We start from the raw sequence: 14,200 nt of genomic DNA on the forward strand, positions 1-14,200 counted from the left end.
CACCGCCCCAGCCCTGGAGTGCCCCGCCCATGCTCCTTCACGACCTGGCCGTCACCTCCCAGGCCCTCGCCGCCGAACCCGCCCGCAACGCGAAGATCGCCCTGCTGGCCGGATACCTGCGGGGCCTGGGGCCCGACGACCTGCCCGCGGCCGTCGCCCTGCTGTCCGGCGAGTCCCGGCGCATGCGGATCGGGGTCGGCCCCGCGGGCCTGCGCGACCTGCCGCCGCCCGCCGCCGGACCGCAGCTCGGCGTGCGCGAGGCCGAGGACGTCCTGGCCGCGCTCGCCGCCGTGCACGGACCCGGCTCGCAGGGCGAACGGCGCCGGCTGCTGGAGGAGCTGTTCGCCCGCGCCACCGCCCAGGAGCAGACGTTCCTGGCCGCGGTGCTCATCGGCGAGCTGCGGCAGGGAGCGCTGGACGCGGTGGTCGCCGACGCCGTCGCCAAGGCGGCCGGGGTGCCCGCGGCGGACGTCCGCCGGGCGCTGATGTTCCGCGGCTCCGCCCGCGCCGTCGCCGCGGCCGCCCTGACGGGCGGCAAGACGGCGCTGCGCGCGTTCGGGCTGGAGGTCGGACGCCCGGTGCGCCCGATGCTCGCCGCCTCGGCCCCCGACGTCGCCGCCGCGCTGGAGCGGGTGCGCCCCGCCGCGCTGGAGTGGAAGCTCGACGGCATCCGGGTGCAGGTGCACCGGGACGGCGACGCCGTCTCGGTGTTCACCCGGAGCCTGGACGACATCACCCCCCGCGTCCCGGAGGTGGTGGAGGCCGCACGGGCGCTCGACGTGCGGACCGCCGTGCTCGACGGCGAGGCCATCGCGCTGGGCCCGGACGGGCGGCCCCGCCCGTTCCAGGTCACCGCCGCCCGCACCGCCTCGCGGCAGGACCCCGAGCAGTTGCGGGCACAGGTGCCGTTGAGCGTGTTCTTCTTCGACCTGCTGCACCGCGACGGCACCGACCTGCTGGACCTGCCCGCCGAACGCCGCTGGGCGGAGCTGGACGGCGTGCTGCCGCCGGAGCTCAAGGTGCCGCGCACCGTCACGGGCGACGCGGACGACGCCGCGGCCTTCTTCCGCGGGGCGCTGGCCCGCGGCCACGAGGGCGTGGTGGCCAAGGACCCGGCCGCCCCGTACGCGGCGGGCCGGCGCGGCGCCGGATGGATCAAGGTCAAGCCGCGGCACACCCTGGACCTGGTGGTGACGGCCGCGGAGTGGGGCAACGGCCGGCGCGAGGGGTGGCTGAGCAACCTGCACCTCGCGGCGCGCGGCGAGGAGGGCGATCCCGCTCCCTGGGTGATGCTCGGCAAGACCTTCAAGGGGCTGACCGACGAGCTGCTCACCTGGCAGACCGCCGAGCTGCTGGCGCGGGAGGAGAGCCGCGACCGGTACGTCGTGCACGTCCGGCCCGAACTCGTCGTCGAGATCGCCTTCGACGGGCTGCAGCGCAGCCCGCGCTACCCGGCCGGACTCGCCCTGCGCTTCGCGCGCGTGCTGCGCTACCGCGACGACAAGACCGCGGCCGAGGCGGACACCGTCGCCAGTGTGCGGGCGCTGGCCGCCGAGGAGGGCGTGGAGGACGCCGGCTGACGGTCCGGAACCGGCCGCGCCGGCCCTCTCCCAACGGTGCGCCGCCGGGGGTGCGGATGGCGGCCCCGCCCACGGTCGCCTTCCGGGACGAGATCAGCAGCTACGAGCTGCGCGAGTGCGTGGTCGTCCTCGGCGACGGCTGACGGCGGACGCGCCCGCGCCCGCCGACGGCAGCCGTCGGCGGGCGCGGTGCGGTGCGGCTACCAGCCGACCGCGACCAGCAGGTACTGCGGGTCGGCGTGCGAGACGAACGAGGACTGGCCCGCGTAGTCGTCGTACGGGAACCCGTACGCCAGCTTGCCGAGGCCGTGGTCGTGCCAGAACTTCGCGTAGTAGTTCGCCGGCCCCGCCCGGTAGTACAGGCCGGGGTCCGACCACTGCGACTGCGGCAGCGTGGCGACGTGCCGGTTGAGCGCCGAGCACATCCCCGGGCTCTCCGACAGGGTCCCGGCGCAGCCGAAGACGTCGGAGGTGGGGGCGTTGACACCGACCGAGTTGGCGTAGGCGGTGAAGTAGTTGGCGTTCACCCCGCCGGTCCGGAACGTCGGGTCGCTGCCCGGCGCGATGATCCGGTACGGGGCCTGGGACTGCGCGAGCACCTTGAACGGCGCGGGCACCTCGTTGATGAACTTCTGGAAGGTCGCCGACCGGTCCTCGGCGAAGGTGGCCTGGTCCTCACCCACGGCCACGTCGTACCCGTCGCGGGTGTGCAGCCGCATCGCGAGCTTGAGGCCGAACGCGTCGACGCGGGTGGTGTTGCCGTTGAAGACGTTGGCGCCGACGGTGAACTCGATGAAGTCGAAGTACGGGCCGTTCGGCGTGCCGACGTAGAAGTACATCCGCCCGGCGGAGTTGACGGGCATGTCGAAGTACGGCTGCTCGGCGATCGAGTGGACCTGCCCGTTGTAGCTCCAGTAGACCTGGCTGTCCGGGTACGTGCCGTTGGTCCGGTTGAGGATCTTGAGCATGACGACGTTCTGCGCGGGCGGGATGGTGCTGGTGTCGCCCCAGAACGAACCGGGGTCCGTCGGGGGCGTGGTGGGCGGGGTGCCGGGGGAGTCGGAGCGGACTTGGAACTCCCACAGCGAGTAGCCGTAGGCGGTGGCCCGCGCCGTGCCGTTCATCCGCACGTACCGGCCGGTCCCGGTGACGTCGAGGGTCTGGGTGCCGCCGGTGCCGGTGGTGGTGGAGTACACCGTGGTCCAGCCGCCGGTTCCGCTGTCCGAGACCTGGATCTGGAAGCCGCTCGCGTACGCCGCCTCCCACCGCAGCACGACCTGGCAGATCCGCTGCGACGAGCCGAGGTCGACCTGGATCCACTGCGGGTCGCTGAACGCGCTGGACCAGCGGGTGGCGGTGCTGCCGTCGAACGCGGCGCCCGCCGGGCTCGCGGCGTTCTCCGTGGACGACGCGGTCGCCGGACGGTTCAGCGCCGCGTCGGCGGTGTTGCAGCCGCCGGGGGTGAGCACGCCGTAGACCTGGAACTCCCAGAGTGAGTAGCCGTAGGCGGTGGCCCGGGCGGTGCCGTTCATCCGCACGTACCGGCCGGTTCCGGTGACGTCGAGGGTCTGGGTGCCGCCGGTGCCGGTGGTGGTGGAGTAGACCGTGGTCCAGTTGCCGGTCCCGGTGTCGGAGACCTGGATCTGGAAGGCGCGCGCGTACGCCGCCTCCCAGGTCAGCCCGATCTGGCTGAGGGAGGCGGCGGCGCCGAGGTCGACCTGGATCCACTGCGGGTCGCTGAACGCGCTGGACCAGCGGGTGCCGGTGTTGCCGTCGACGGCGGCGCCGGCGGACGTCGCGGCGTTCTCGGCGGACGACGCCGTGGCCGGCCTCCCCTGCGAGAGCAGCGAGCCCGCGGCGCCGGCCGGCCGCTGCGTCACGGCGAGGACCAGCCCCGCCAGCAGCGCGATCAGCAGCGTGATGAGGAAGTAGGGCCGGCTCCCGCCGTGGACCGACCGATGGCGCGTCGGCAGGGAATGATCGCCTGACATGGCATCTCCTGAACGGGTGGGGGACCGTGATGGAGCCGGAAACGTATGAGAGCGCTCTCCCGGTGGGGTGATGTTTACAACCGGGTGTCGGCGACGTCAAGAAGTAGCACCGGAATCGCCCCAACCCGCTTGCTGGGAACGAGGGTTGAACACGCGAGGAGCGCGGGTGAGCCCGGCCTCAGGTCCGGGCGCGGGAGGCCGGCGCCGGGGGAGGCCGGCGGACACGTGACCGGCTCACCGTGCTCCGGCAGGGGATGATGACCGCGTGGAGATCCGCATCGAGGCCTCGGACCTGCCCGGGCGCGCTGTCGCGCCGGGCCCGGACTTTCCCGCCGCCCGGGACGTATACATCGGTGTGCAGCGCAAGGACCGGCCGGGCGAGTGGACGGGGCTGCACCGCGGCGACGCGCCCTCGGCCCGCTGGAGCCTGCGGGCCGCCGCCGTCGCGACCGCCACCGGCACGGAACTCGAAGGACCCTACGTCCAGGACCGGCTGGGCGGGCGCTTCGTCTTCCTGGCCTGGGTCACGGTGGACGCCGCGGGCGTCACCGACATGCTGCGGCGCGCGAAGCTGATGTTCGCCGACATCCCGCCGCCGACCCTGGACGCGGCGGTGCGCGGCGGCCGGCTCACCGCGCGGCTGCGCCTGACGACCCCTGAGGGCCGCCCGCTGTGCGGACGGGTGCGGCCGCCCCTGGTGACCTGGTCGGCGGACGGCTGACAGCCGCCCGAGGGGCGGCCGCTCAGCCCTCCAGCGCCTTGCGGCCGACCAGGCCGACCGCGCGGCCGTCGGCCAGCACGACGGCGGTGTCGTGGCGGTGCTGCGGGGTGTCGAGGCAGCCGAGCGCGTCGGAGCGCGGCTGGCCGAGGCCGACGAGCGGCAGCGCCGGGGCGAGGTGGCCGCGCAGCGGCTCCTGCGGGCGCGCCCCCGCGTCGAGCGCGGCCCGCAGCGCCACGGCGTCGGCGGCACCGATGATCTCCCCGGCGCTGACGCCGAACGGCCGCTCGGCGCGGGCCAGCAGCACGGGGGCGGCGTCGGCGCCCGCGGCGTCCAGCACCTCCAGCGCCTCACCGAGCGAGGCGGTGGAGGCGACGGTGACCAGGCTCGCGCCCCGGTCCGCGGCGTCGCCCAGCACCGTGCGCACGGTCGGTTCCGTGTCGTCGGCGTGCCGCGGCTCCTCCAGGAAGCCGCGCTGACGCAGCCAGTCGTCGCTGAGCGCCGAGGAGAGGTAGGAGCGGCCCGAGTCGGGCAGCAGGACGACGACCAGGTCGTCGGGGCCCAGCCCGCGCGCCACCCGCAGCGCCGCGGCCACCGCGGTCCCGGAGGACGGCCCCACCAGCAGCCCCTCCTCGCGGGCCATCCGCCGGGCGGTCAGCAGCGACTCCCGGTCCGGTACCCGTTCGAACGTGTCGACGACGTGGTGGTGGTACGACTCGGGCCAGACGTCCTCGGAGGTCTCCGGGTGGACGAAGTGGCCGATGCTCTCCACGAAGTAGGCGCTGCCGTCGCCTCCGGCGTACACCGACGCCTCCGGGTCGGCGCCGACGACGGTGACCCGGCCGCCCGAGGCCTGCTTCAGGAAGCCGCCGGTGCCGCTGATGGTGCCGCCGGTGCCGACGCCCGCCACGAAGTGCGTGACCCGCCCGCCGGTCTGCTCCCAGATCTCCGGTCCCGTGGTCCGCACGTGGGCGTCCGGGTTGGCCGGGTTGTCGTACTGGTTCGCCAGCCAGGCGCCGGGGATCTCCTCCGCCAGCCGCCGCACGACGTGGAAGAGGTGGTCGGGATGGTCCTTGGACAGGGCGGTCGGGGCGAGGACGACCTCGGCGCCGTAGGCCCGCAGGATGTCGCTCTTCTCGCGGGCGGCCCGTTCGGAGACCCCGATCACGACCCGGTAGCCGCGCTGCCGTCCGACGATGGCCAGCCCGATGCCGGTGTTGCCCGACGTCGCCTCGATGATCGTGCCGCCCGGCCGCAGCTCGCCCGTCCGCTCGGCCTCCCGCACCATCGACAGCGCGGCGCGGTCCTTGACGCTGCCGCCGATGCTGAGGAACTCCGCCTTGGCGTAGACGGGGGCGGCGATCCCCTCGCCCAGCCGCGCCAGCCGGAACAGCGGCGTCGCGCCGATGGCGTCCGTGACCGATTCGTAGACGGTCATCCCTGGAACCTCGTCCCTCGTCAGGTGGTCTCGATGCGACGGAACCACCAGGCGTGGGGACCAGCGGCAACACCGCGGGGCCGGTGTCCACTGCGGGGACCCGCGAGGGCACGATACCGCGACCGCCCCGGGGACCCGGCTCGGGCCGGGTCCCCGGGGCGGTCGCGGCGGCCGGTCAGCGGCGGTCGGCGGAGTCCAGGTGCGCGAAGACGACGACGTTGTCCGTGTAGTCCTTCTTCGTCTGGTCGTACGCGCCGCCGCAGGTGATGATGCGCAGCTGGGCGTTGGGGGTGTCGGCGTAGACGCGCTCGTCGGGGAAGTGGTCCTTGGAGAAGACCTCGACGGAGTCGACCTTGAACTTCGCGACGGTGCCGTCGGCGCGGGTGATCTCGGCGGTGCTGCCCGGCTTGACCATGTCGAGCAGGAAGAACACCGCGGGGCCGGTCCTGGTGTCGACATGGCCGGCGACGATGGAGTTGCCGCTCTCGCCGGGCGAGGGGCCGTCCTCGTACCAGCCGACGAGGTTGCTGTTGTCCGCGGGCGGGGGGTCCAGCTTGCCGGACTTCCCGATGTGCAGCGGGGTGAAGGGGGCGCTCACGCCGATGCCGGGGATGGTCAGCAGGGTCGGGCGCGAGGCGGGGAGCGGGGCGGCGCCGGCGGGCGGGGCCGCCGCGGGGGCGGTGGCCCGCGCCGCGGCCGCGGGCGCGGGCGGAGCGGCGTCGGTGGCGTCGACGGAGTTGAAGATGAGGAAGGCGCCGAGCAGGGCCGCGCCGGTGGCCCAGACGAGCACGCGGGACGAGGGGTCGCCGCCCGACACCTGCTTCGCCTCCCGGTCGCCGGGCTGCGGGGGCTGGTTGGCCATGCGATGCCTTTCGTGGACTCGGTGGATCTCAGCCGTGCGGCGCGGACGGCGCACCGGCCCCGGAACCGTCGCTGCCACCGTCATCACGGGGACGACGGTGGCAGCGACGGGACAGAGCGGTTCGGCGTCCGCGCGGATCGTCGGACCGCCGGATCAGACCGCGAGGCCGCCGGAGGTGCTGCGGCGGCGCAGCACGAAGGCGCCGGCGCCGAGGCCGCCGAGGAGCAGGACGGAGCCGGCGGCCAGGCCGCCACCCGACAGGGCCATGCCGCCACCGCCGGTGTGCATGCCGCCGTGCGGCTTCTTGGCCTCGTCGTGGCCCGCCCACTCCTCGGGCTTGGCGGCGTCCTTCTTGGCCTCGTGGCCCTTCCAGCCGTCCTCGGACTTGGCGCCCTTCTTGGCTTCCTGGCTCTTCCAGCCGTCCTCGGACTTGGCACCCTGCTCGGTGGAGGAGTAGGTGTCGCTGGAGGAGGAGTTCGGGTCGTACGCGGTGTGGGCACCGGTGGCCGCGTGGGCGGCCGGGGCGGCTATGGCGAGGACTGCGGAGAGGGTTGCTCCAGCGAGCAGCGTGCGGGCAGTGCGCATGGGAGGGATCCTTCCGCCGCGGGATGCGCCGGCCGACAGGGGATCAGCCGTGGGAAGCGCAGTAGCGACGTCATCACCGTCAGTCGTCGGGCGGCGATGTGCCACCGGAGAGGGCGCAACGGGTGACACGGCGGTTCGTCACCCGTGGCCGGGAGCCAGGTCCAGCACCCGTTCCAGCACGTCGCGCAGCGTCCGCTCCGCGTGGGGGTCCGCGGTCGCGGCCCGCCAGGCGACGAACCCGTCGGGGCGGACCAGGACGGCGCCGTCACTCTGCGTCCCGTGCAGGGCCGCCCAGTCGGCCCCGTCCTCCGGGACCAGGTCGTGGTCCTCGTCCGGGCCCACCCGGTAGCAGGCCAGCGGGATGCCGGAGCGCCCGGCGATGCTCAGGCCGGCTCCGTGCCAGGCGTCGCCGTCGGGGCCGCTGAGCAGCACCGGAGTCCGCTCGTACAGGTCCAGGGTGGAGACGCGGACCCCGTCCTGGCGCAGCCACAGGTGCGGGGCCCGGCCGCCCGGCTCGGCCCGCGGCGTGAACTCCTCCGGGACGGCCGGCTGCTCGGGCGCCCCGCCCACGACGGCTCCCTCGCGGTAGCGGTAGCCCAGCACCACCGCGAGCATGCCGGGCCTGCGGCCGGCGCCGGGGCTGACGTCGTACCCGGGGTGGCGGTGCTCGGCGGAGCGGGTGGAGGCGCGGGCGCCGGTGGCCACCGCCACCGGCCGCCGCTCGGCGTCGTACGTCTCCAGCAGCCCGGGGCCCGCCCAGCCGCCCAGCACGGCGGCGAGCTTCCAGGCGAGGTTGTGCGCGTCCTGGATGCCGGTGTTGGAGCCGAACGCCCCGGTGGGGGACATCTCGTGCGCCGAGTCGCCGGCCAGGAAGATCCGGCCGGTGCCGTACCGCTCGGCGACCCGCTCGGCGGCGTGCCACGGCGCCTTCCCGGTGATCTCCACGTCGAGGTCGGGCACCCCGACCGCGGTGCGGATCAGCGCCTCGCACCGCACGTCGGTGAAGTCCTCCAGCGTCTCGCCGTCGTCCGGGCGCCACGGCGCGTGGAAGACCCAGTTCTGGTCGTTGTCGACGGGCAGCAGGGCGCCGGGGCTCTCCGGGTTCGTCAGGTAGCAGACGATGAAGCGGCGGTCGCCGACCGCGTCGGCCAGCCGCTTGGCGCGGAAGGTGATGCTCACGTTGTGGAACAGGTCGCCGGCCCCGGTCATGCCGATGCCGAGCGCCGTGCGCACCGGGCTGCGCGGCCCGTCCGCGGCGATCAGGTAGTCGGCCCGGATCGTCCGGTCCTCACCGGACTCGCGGGACCTGACCACCGCCGTGACGCCGTCGGCGTCCTGCTCGGCGCAGATCAGCTCGGTGCCGAAGCGCAGCGAGCCGCCGAGGTCGCGGGCGCCGCGCAGCAGGACCGGCTCCAGGTCGTTCTGGCTGCACAGGCACCAGCCGGACGGGCTGAACCGGGCCAGCGCCCCGCCGGGGTCGATCTGCTTGAACAGCCACTCCTGCTCCGAGCCGGTCAGGGTGTCGGCCTGCAGGATGCCGTGGTTCTCCGCCAGCACCGAGGCGGCCTCGCGGATCAGCGGCTCCACCCCCGCGGTGCGGAACAGCTCCATGGTGCGGACGTTGTTGCCGCGGCCGCGCGGATGGTGCGAGGTCTGCGCATGGCGTTCCACCAGCGCGTGCGCGATGCCGAGGCGGCCGAGGAACAGCGAGGCGGACAGCCCCACCAGGGAGCCGCCGACGATCAGGACGGGCACGTGTTCGTCGATCTCCGACGTCATGAGGGTCTCCAGGAGTCGTGCCGGGCGGGTCCGCCCGGGTGCGCGGCGGTCGTCCGCCGGCTGCGTTCCTTCTTTCCCTGCCGCGCGCGCCTTGACCGGCAAGTCACTCGCCCGCCTCACGTACCGTGCGCGATCCATCGCGCCGTGTGAGCATCGGCCGTAGCCCGAACTCGCCCCCCGCATATGCGCAGGGCAAGGCGCTACCCCCCCGACGGAGAGGAACGATCACGGTGACGACTCTGGACGACCGGCGCATACCGGACGCCGCCCCGGATACGGCGCGCCTGCGCGTCGTGCTCCTGCTGGACGTCCTCGAAGGCCGGCAGGAGCACTTCCTGCAGGCGTACGAGGAGATACGGCACCAGGTGGCCGGAGTACCGGGCCACGTCAGCGACCAGCTCTGCCAGTCGCTCGGGAACTCGTCGCAGTGGCTCATCACCAGCGAGTGGGAGAGCAGCGAGCCCTTCCTGGCCTGGGTGGAGAGCGCGGCCCACCGCGAGATGGTGGAGCCGCTGCACGGCTGCGTCGCGGACACCACGTCGCTGCGCTTCGTGATCGCGCGCGAGACCCCCGAGCCCCTCGCCGCGCAGACCGCCCCGGCCCGCCCGCAGCGCCCCCCGGCCCGGCCCGGTCCCGCCCCGGCGGGTGCCCCCCGCGCCGCCGCGCTCGACCCGCTGCCCGCGCCGCCGCTGTGCTCGGGCGGCGTCGTGCGCCACGCGATCACCTTCACCGTCAAGCCCGGCAGCGAGCGCGCCGTGGCCGGGATCCTGGCCGGCTACCGCTCGCCGCAGGCCCGCGTCGACGCCACCACGCGGCTGCTGCGCACCTCGCTCTTCCTGCACGGCAACCGCGTCGTGCGGGCCGTCGAGGTCACCGGCGACCTGGGCAACGCGCTGCGGCACGTCGCCGCCCAGCCCGAGGTCAGGGCCGTCGAGGAAGCGCTCAACCCGTACCTGGAGGAGGCCCGGGACCTCACCGACGGGTCGTCGGCGCGCGCCTTCTTCGCCCGCGCCGCGCTCCCCGCCACCGCGCACGTCACCGGCGCGCACGCCGCCGGCGCCGCCGCGGGACCGGACGACGGCGTCACCCGCCGCGCGTACTTCTACCCCGTCAGGGCCGGCCGCGGCGAGGCGGCCGCCGGCCTGCTCGCCGAACTGGACGCGGCCGCCGCCGCGGACCCCGGGCAGCGCCTGGCGGGCAGCACGGTCTTCCACCGCGACGACGTCCTCGTCCGCGTCGTGGACCTGGCGGAGGCCCGGCAGGCGCCCGCCCGCGACGGCGCGGACGCGATGCCCGCGGAGCTGGCGCGGCTGCTCGACCCAGGAGAGCAGCGCGACCCGTCCGCCGCCGGCGAGCTCTCCTACGGCGTCCCGCCGATGGACCTGGTCACCGACCGCCGGTCCCCGGCCGTCTGACCTCCCCTCAGCTTCTCCGGCCCCCCTCACTGCCGGACGACACCCTCTCAAGGAGCGGCCATGACACCCCAGCAGGCACGCATCGTGCACCTCGACGAGACCAGCCCCAACACCCGGCGCGGCGGCGACCTGCGCGCCGTCCTGACCCCCGCCTCCGTGGGCGCCACCAGCGGCTTCATGGGGATGGCGATCATCCAGCCCGGCGAGCGGATCGCCGAGCACTACCACCCGTACTCCGAGGAGTTCGTCTACGTCGTCAGCGGATCGCTCGAAGTGGACCTGGACGGCGTGAGCCACCCGCTCCGCCCCGACCAGGGACTGCTGATCCCCGTCGACGTCCGGCACCGCTTCCGCAACGTGGGCACCGCCGAGGCCCGCATGGTCTTCCACCTCGGTCCGCTCGCGCCCCGCCCGGAACTGGGCCACGTGGACACCGAGGAGAGCACGCACGCCCAGGCCGGCCTGCTGGCTCCCCCCGACCCCGCGGGGGCGCGGACATGACCCGCCGGGTGGCGGTCACCGGACTGGGCGTCGTCGCCCCCGGCGGCGTGGGGGTACCGGCCTTCTGGGACCTGCTCACCGCCGGGCGTACCGCGACCCGGGGCATCACGCTGTTCGACCCCGAGGGCTTCCGCTCCAGGATCGCCGCGGAGGTCGACTTCGACGCCGCCGCCTGCGGTCTGGGCGCCGAGCACGAGCGGCGTGCCGACCGGTACGTCCAGTTCGCGCTGGTCGCCGCCCGCGAAGCGGTCCGGGACTCCGGGCTCGACCCGGACGCCGAGGACCCCTGGCGGTTCGGGGCCTCCCTCGGCTCCGCCGTCGGCGGCACCACCCGGCTGGAGAACGACTACGTCGCCGTCAGCGACTCCGGCAAGCGCTGGGACGTCACGGCCCACGGCGCCGGACCGCACCTGCACCGGGCCTTCTCACCCAGCGCGCTCGCCTCGGAAGTGGCCGAGGACCTCGGCGCGCGGGGCCCGGTCCAGACCGTCTCCACGGGCTGCACCTCCGGCCTCGACGCGGTGGGCCACGCCTTCCACGCCATCCAGGACGGCAAGGCCGACGTGATCGTCGCCGGGGCCGCGGACTCGCCGATCTCCCCGATCACCGTGGCGTGCTTCGACGCGATCAAGGCGACGTCGACGCGCAACGACGACCCCGCCCACGCGTCGCGCCCCTTCGACGCCGAGCGCGACGGGTTCGTGCTGGGCGAGGGCGCCGCCGTGCTGCTCCTGGAGGAGTGGGAGCACGCCCGCGCCCGCGGCGCCCGGATCTACTGCGAACTGCGCGGCTTCGCCACCTTCGGCAACGCCTACCACATGACCGGTCTCACCAAAGAGGGACTGGAGATGTCCCACGCCATCGACCAGGCGCTCGACCAGGCCCGCGTCGACCGGACCGGGATCGACTACGTCAACGCGCACGGCTCGGGCACCCTGCAGAACGACCGGCACGAGACGGCCGCCGTCAAGCGCTCGCTGGGCGCGCACGCGCACACCGTCCCGATGAGCTCGATCAAGTCGATGGTCGGCCACTCCCTCGGCGCGATCGGGGCGATCGAACTCGCCGCCTGCGCCCTGGCGCTGACGCACGGCGTGGTGCCCCCGACCGCGAACTACGACACCCCCGACCCCGACTGCGATCTCGACTACGTGCCGCGGACCGCGCGCGCCGCCCCACTGCGGTCCGTGCTCTCGGTCGGCAGCGGCTTCGGCGGCTTCCAGTCCGCCGTGGTGCTCGGGCACGCCGAGAGGAGCCCGTCATGAAGCGGACCGCCACGGACCCGGCGCGGCGAATACCGCCGGACGGGCCCGCCGCCGGCCGGCGGACCGTGGTCACCGGCCTCGGCGTCGTCGCACCGAACGGCGTGGGGACCGACGCCTTCTGGAAGGCCGTCCAGCAGGGGGTGTCGGTACTCGGGCCCGTCACCCGCGAAGGCTGCGGCGACCTGCCGCTGCGGGTCGCCGGCGAGGTCGCCGGCTTCGACCCGGCCCTGCTGGTCGAGGGCCGCTACCTGGTGCAGACCGACCGCTTCACGCACTTCGCGATGGCCGCGGCCGACCTCGCCCTGGGCGACGCCCAACTGGCGTCCGACCCGCGCTCGCCCTTCGCCATCGGCGTGGTGACCGCGGCCGGCTCCGGCGGCGGCGAGTTCGGCCAGGGCGAACTGCAGCAACTGTGGGGCCACGGACCGCAGTTCGTCGGGCCGTACCAGTCCATCGCCTGGTTCTACGCCGCCAGCACCGGCCAGATCTCCATCCGGGGCGGCTTCCAGGGCCCCTGCGGCGTGCTCGCCAACGACGAGGCCGGCGGCCTCGACGCGTTCGGGCACGCCTGCCGCACGATCCGGCGGGGGACCGACGCCGTCGTCGTCGGCGCCACCGAGGCACCGCTGGCCCCGTACTCGGTCGTCTGCCAGCTCGGCTACCCCGAACTCAGCCTCGCCCGCGACCCGCACCGCGCCTACCTGCCCTTCACCGACGAGGCCTGCGGCTTCTCGCCCGCCGAGGGCGGCGCGATGTTCGTCGTCGAGGAGGAGTCCGCGGCGCGCCGCCGCGGCGCCCCCGTCCGGGCCGCGGTCGCCGGACACGCCTCCACCTTCACCGGCACCGCCGGCTGGGAGCACTCCCGCGAGGGCCTGGCCCGCGCTATCCGGGGCGCGCTGGACGAGGCGGGCTGCTCCGGCGAGGAGGTCGACGTGGTCTTCGCCGACGCCCTCGGCGTGCCCGCCGCCGACCAGGCCGAGGCGCTGGCGATCGCCGACGCGCTCGGCCCGCACGCCGCGAACGTCCCCGTCACCGCCCCCAAGACCGGCTTCGGCCGGGCGTACTCCGCCGCCTCGGCACTCGACGTGGCCGCCGCGGTCCTCGCCCTGGAGCACGGTGTGGTGCCCCCCACCCCCAACATCGCCGAGGTCCGCCACGACCTGGACCTCGTCACCGGCGAGCCCCGCGCCGCCGAGCTGCGCACCGCCCTGGTGCTGAGCCGCGGCCTGATGGGCTGCAACTCCGCCCTGGTGCTGCGCCACGTTCCCGACGACCGGCGCTGACGCGCGCCGGCCGCCGCCCCCCGACCGCTGCTTCCTGAAGCCTCCCCGACCAAGGAGAAACCAGTGATGAACGGACCCGTCACGTTCGACGAGCTCGCGTCCTTGATGAAGGGCCGCGCCGGCCTGTCCGTCGACCCGGGCGAGATGGCGAACCGGCCCGAGGCGACCTTCGAGGAGTTCAACCTCGACTCGCTCGGCCTGCTCGGCATCGTCTCCGAACTCGAGAACCGCTACGGCCGGCAGATCGGCGACGAAGCGGACTCGTGCAAGACCCCGCACTCCTTCCTGCAGAGCGTCAACGCCCAACTCACCCTCGGAGCCTGACATGACCGGACGCACCGACAACCAGATCACCATCGCCGCGCCCCTGGACCTCACCTGGGACCTCACCAACGACCTCGAACGCTGGCCGCAGCTGTTCAGCGAGTACGCCTCCGTCGACGTGCTGGAGCGGCAGGGCGACACCGTCACCTTCCGGCTGACGATGCACCCCGACGAGAACGGGACGGTCTGGAGCTGGGTCTCGGAGCGCGAGGCCGACCGGAAGACCTTCACCGTGAAGGCCCGCCGGGTGGAGACCGGCCCCTTCGAGCACATGAACATCCGGTGGGAGTACCGGGAGGTGCCGGACGGCACGTCCATGCGCTGGCTGCAGGACTTCGCCATGAAGCCCACCGCGCCGGTCGACGACGCCGGCATGACCGACCACATCAACCGCAACTCGCTGATCCAGATGGAACGGATCCGCCGGCAGGTCGAGGAGCACGCCCGGGTCGTCTGACC

The 14,200-nt window shown here is 74.4% G+C and carries 13 protein-coding genes; 8 read left to right on the top strand and 5 right to left on the bottom strand.

Annotated features, from left to right (window positions below; genetic code table 11):
- Positions 1 to 29: 29 nt before the first annotated feature.
- Complete coding sequence (locus tag ABZ721_RS28705) at positions 30 to 1,580, top strand: ATP-dependent DNA ligase (RefSeq protein WP_358791635.1); 1,551 nt, start codon at positions 30 to 32, stop codon at positions 1,578 to 1,580.
- Positions 1,581 to 1,780: 200 nt separating this feature from the next.
- Here ABZ721_RS28705 and ABZ721_RS28710 read toward each other — a convergent pair whose 3' ends face one another.
- On the bottom strand, positions 1,781 to 3,571 hold the full coding sequence (locus tag ABZ721_RS28710) for a discoidin domain-containing protein (RefSeq protein WP_358791636.1): 1,791 nt from the start codon (positions 3,569 to 3,571) through the stop codon (positions 1,781 to 1,783).
- Between the two features lie 265 nt (positions 3,572 to 3,836).
- On the opposite strand from ABZ721_RS28710, the gene ABZ721_RS28715 reads away from it, so the two are divergent.
- Complete coding sequence (locus tag ABZ721_RS28715; RefSeq protein WP_358791637.1) at positions 3,837 to 4,292, top strand: DUF5990 family protein; 456 nt, start codon at positions 3,837 to 3,839, stop codon at positions 4,290 to 4,292.
- Positions 4,293 to 4,314: 22 nt separating this feature from the next.
- Here ABZ721_RS28715 and ABZ721_RS28720 read toward each other — a convergent pair whose 3' ends face one another.
- The 4 genes from ABZ721_RS28720 to ABZ721_RS28735 all read right to left on the bottom strand — a co-directional run bounded on the left by ABZ721_RS28720 (position 4,315) and on the right by ABZ721_RS28735 (position 8,953).
- Complete coding sequence (locus ABZ721_RS28720) at positions 4,315 to 5,727, bottom strand: pyridoxal-phosphate dependent enzyme (RefSeq protein WP_358791638.1); 1,413 nt, start codon at positions 5,725 to 5,727, stop codon at positions 4,315 to 4,317.
- A 175-nt stretch (positions 5,728 to 5,902) separates the two neighbouring features.
- Positions 5,903 to 6,589, bottom strand: a complete 687-nt coding sequence (locus ABZ721_RS28725; RefSeq protein WP_358791639.1) for a class F sortase — start codon at positions 6,587 to 6,589, stop codon at positions 5,903 to 5,905.
- 153 nt (positions 6,590 to 6,742) lie between these two features.
- Positions 6,743 to 7,174 (bottom strand): hypothetical protein, encoded by a 432-nt coding sequence (locus ABZ721_RS28730; RefSeq protein ID WP_358791640.1) that lies wholly within the window; start codon positions 7,172 to 7,174, stop codon positions 6,743 to 6,745.
- Positions 7,175 to 7,312: 138 nt separating this feature from the next.
- On the bottom strand, positions 7,313 to 8,953 hold the full coding sequence (locus ABZ721_RS28735; RefSeq protein WP_358791641.1) for an FAD-dependent monooxygenase: 1,641 nt from the start codon (positions 8,951 to 8,953) through the stop codon (positions 7,313 to 7,315).
- Between the two features lie 230 nt (positions 8,954 to 9,183).
- Here ABZ721_RS28735 and ABZ721_RS28740 point away from each other — a divergent pair, with 230 nt between their 5' ends.
- From ABZ721_RS28740 to ABZ721_RS28765, 6 genes are all read left to right on the top strand, one after another.
- On the top strand, positions 9,184 to 10,368 hold the full coding sequence (locus ABZ721_RS28740) for a SchA/CurD-like domain-containing protein (protein ID WP_358791642.1): 1,185 nt from the start codon (positions 9,184 to 9,186) through the stop codon (positions 10,366 to 10,368).
- A gap of 60 nt (positions 10,369 to 10,428) precedes the next feature.
- On the top strand, positions 10,429 to 10,869 hold the full coding sequence (locus ABZ721_RS28745; RefSeq protein WP_358791643.1) for a cupin domain-containing protein: 441 nt from the start codon (positions 10,429 to 10,431) through the stop codon (positions 10,867 to 10,869).
- Positions 10,866 to 12,134 (top strand): beta-ketoacyl-[acyl-carrier-protein] synthase family protein, encoded by a 1,269-nt coding sequence (locus ABZ721_RS28750; RefSeq protein WP_358791644.1) that lies wholly within the window; start codon positions 10,866 to 10,868, stop codon positions 12,132 to 12,134. The genes ABZ721_RS28745 and ABZ721_RS28750 overlap by 4 nt, the downstream gene beginning before the upstream one ends.
- Positions 12,131 to 13,417: a beta-ketoacyl synthase N-terminal-like domain-containing protein gene (locus tag ABZ721_RS28755; RefSeq protein WP_358791645.1), complete on the top strand. Its 1,287-nt coding sequence runs from the start codon at positions 12,131 to 12,133 to the stop codon at positions 13,415 to 13,417. The genes ABZ721_RS28750 and ABZ721_RS28755 overlap by 4 nt, the downstream gene beginning before the upstream one ends.
- A 66-nt stretch (positions 13,418 to 13,483) precedes the next feature.
- Positions 13,484 to 13,741: an acyl carrier protein gene (locus ABZ721_RS28760; RefSeq protein WP_358791646.1), complete on the top strand. Its 258-nt coding sequence runs from the start codon at positions 13,484 to 13,486 to the stop codon at positions 13,739 to 13,741.
- Position 13,742: 1 nt separating this feature from the next.
- Positions 13,743 to 14,198, top strand: a complete 456-nt coding sequence (locus tag ABZ721_RS28765) for an SRPBCC family protein (protein ID WP_358791647.1) — start codon at positions 13,743 to 13,745, stop codon at positions 14,196 to 14,198.
- Positions 14,199 to 14,200 lie beyond the last annotated feature (2 nt).

Source organism: Streptomyces sp. NPDC006733 (assembly GCF_040636125.1).
Lineage (GTDB): Bacteria > Actinomycetota > Actinomycetes > Streptomycetales > Streptomycetaceae > Actinacidiphila.

What these genes read in the sequence shown, in the direction of transcription:
- ABZ721_RS28750 (WP_358791644.1), top strand. Translation starts at nt 10,866, where the DNA reads ATGACCCGCCGGGTGGCGGTCACCGGACTGGGCGTCGTCGCCCCCGGC.
- ABZ721_RS28710 (WP_358791636.1), bottom strand. Translation starts at nt 3,571, where the DNA reads ATGTCAGGCGATCATTCCCTGCCGACGCGCCATCGGTCGGTCCACGGC.
- ABZ721_RS28765 (WP_358791647.1), top strand. Translation starts at nt 13,743, where the DNA reads ATGACCGGACGCACCGACAACCAGATCACCATCGCCGCGCCCCTGGAC.
- ABZ721_RS28760 (WP_358791646.1), top strand. Translation starts at nt 13,484, where the DNA reads ATGAACGGACCCGTCACGTTCGACGAGCTCGCGTCCTTGATGAAGGGC.
- ABZ721_RS28755 (WP_358791645.1), top strand. Translation starts at nt 12,131, where the DNA reads ATGAAGCGGACCGCCACGGACCCGGCGCGGCGAATACCGCCGGACGGG.
- ABZ721_RS28705 (WP_358791635.1), top strand. Translation starts at nt 30, where the DNA reads ATGCTCCTTCACGACCTGGCCGTCACCTCCCAGGCCCTCGCCGCCGAA.
- ABZ721_RS28730 (WP_358791640.1), bottom strand. Translation starts at nt 7,174, where the DNA reads ATGCGCACTGCCCGCACGCTGCTCGCTGGAGCAACCCTCTCCGCAGTC.
- ABZ721_RS28745 (WP_358791643.1), top strand. Translation starts at nt 10,429, where the DNA reads ATGACACCCCAGCAGGCACGCATCGTGCACCTCGACGAGACCAGCCCC.
- ABZ721_RS28735 (WP_358791641.1), bottom strand. Translation starts at nt 8,953, where the DNA reads ATGACGTCGGAGATCGACGAACACGTGCCCGTCCTGATCGTCGGCGGC.
- ABZ721_RS28725 (WP_358791639.1), bottom strand. Translation starts at nt 6,589, where the DNA reads ATGGCCAACCAGCCCCCGCAGCCCGGCGACCGGGAGGCGAAGCAGGTG.
- ABZ721_RS28720 (WP_358791638.1), bottom strand. Translation starts at nt 5,727, where the DNA reads ATGACCGTCTACGAATCGGTCACGGACGCCATCGGCGCGACGCCGCTG.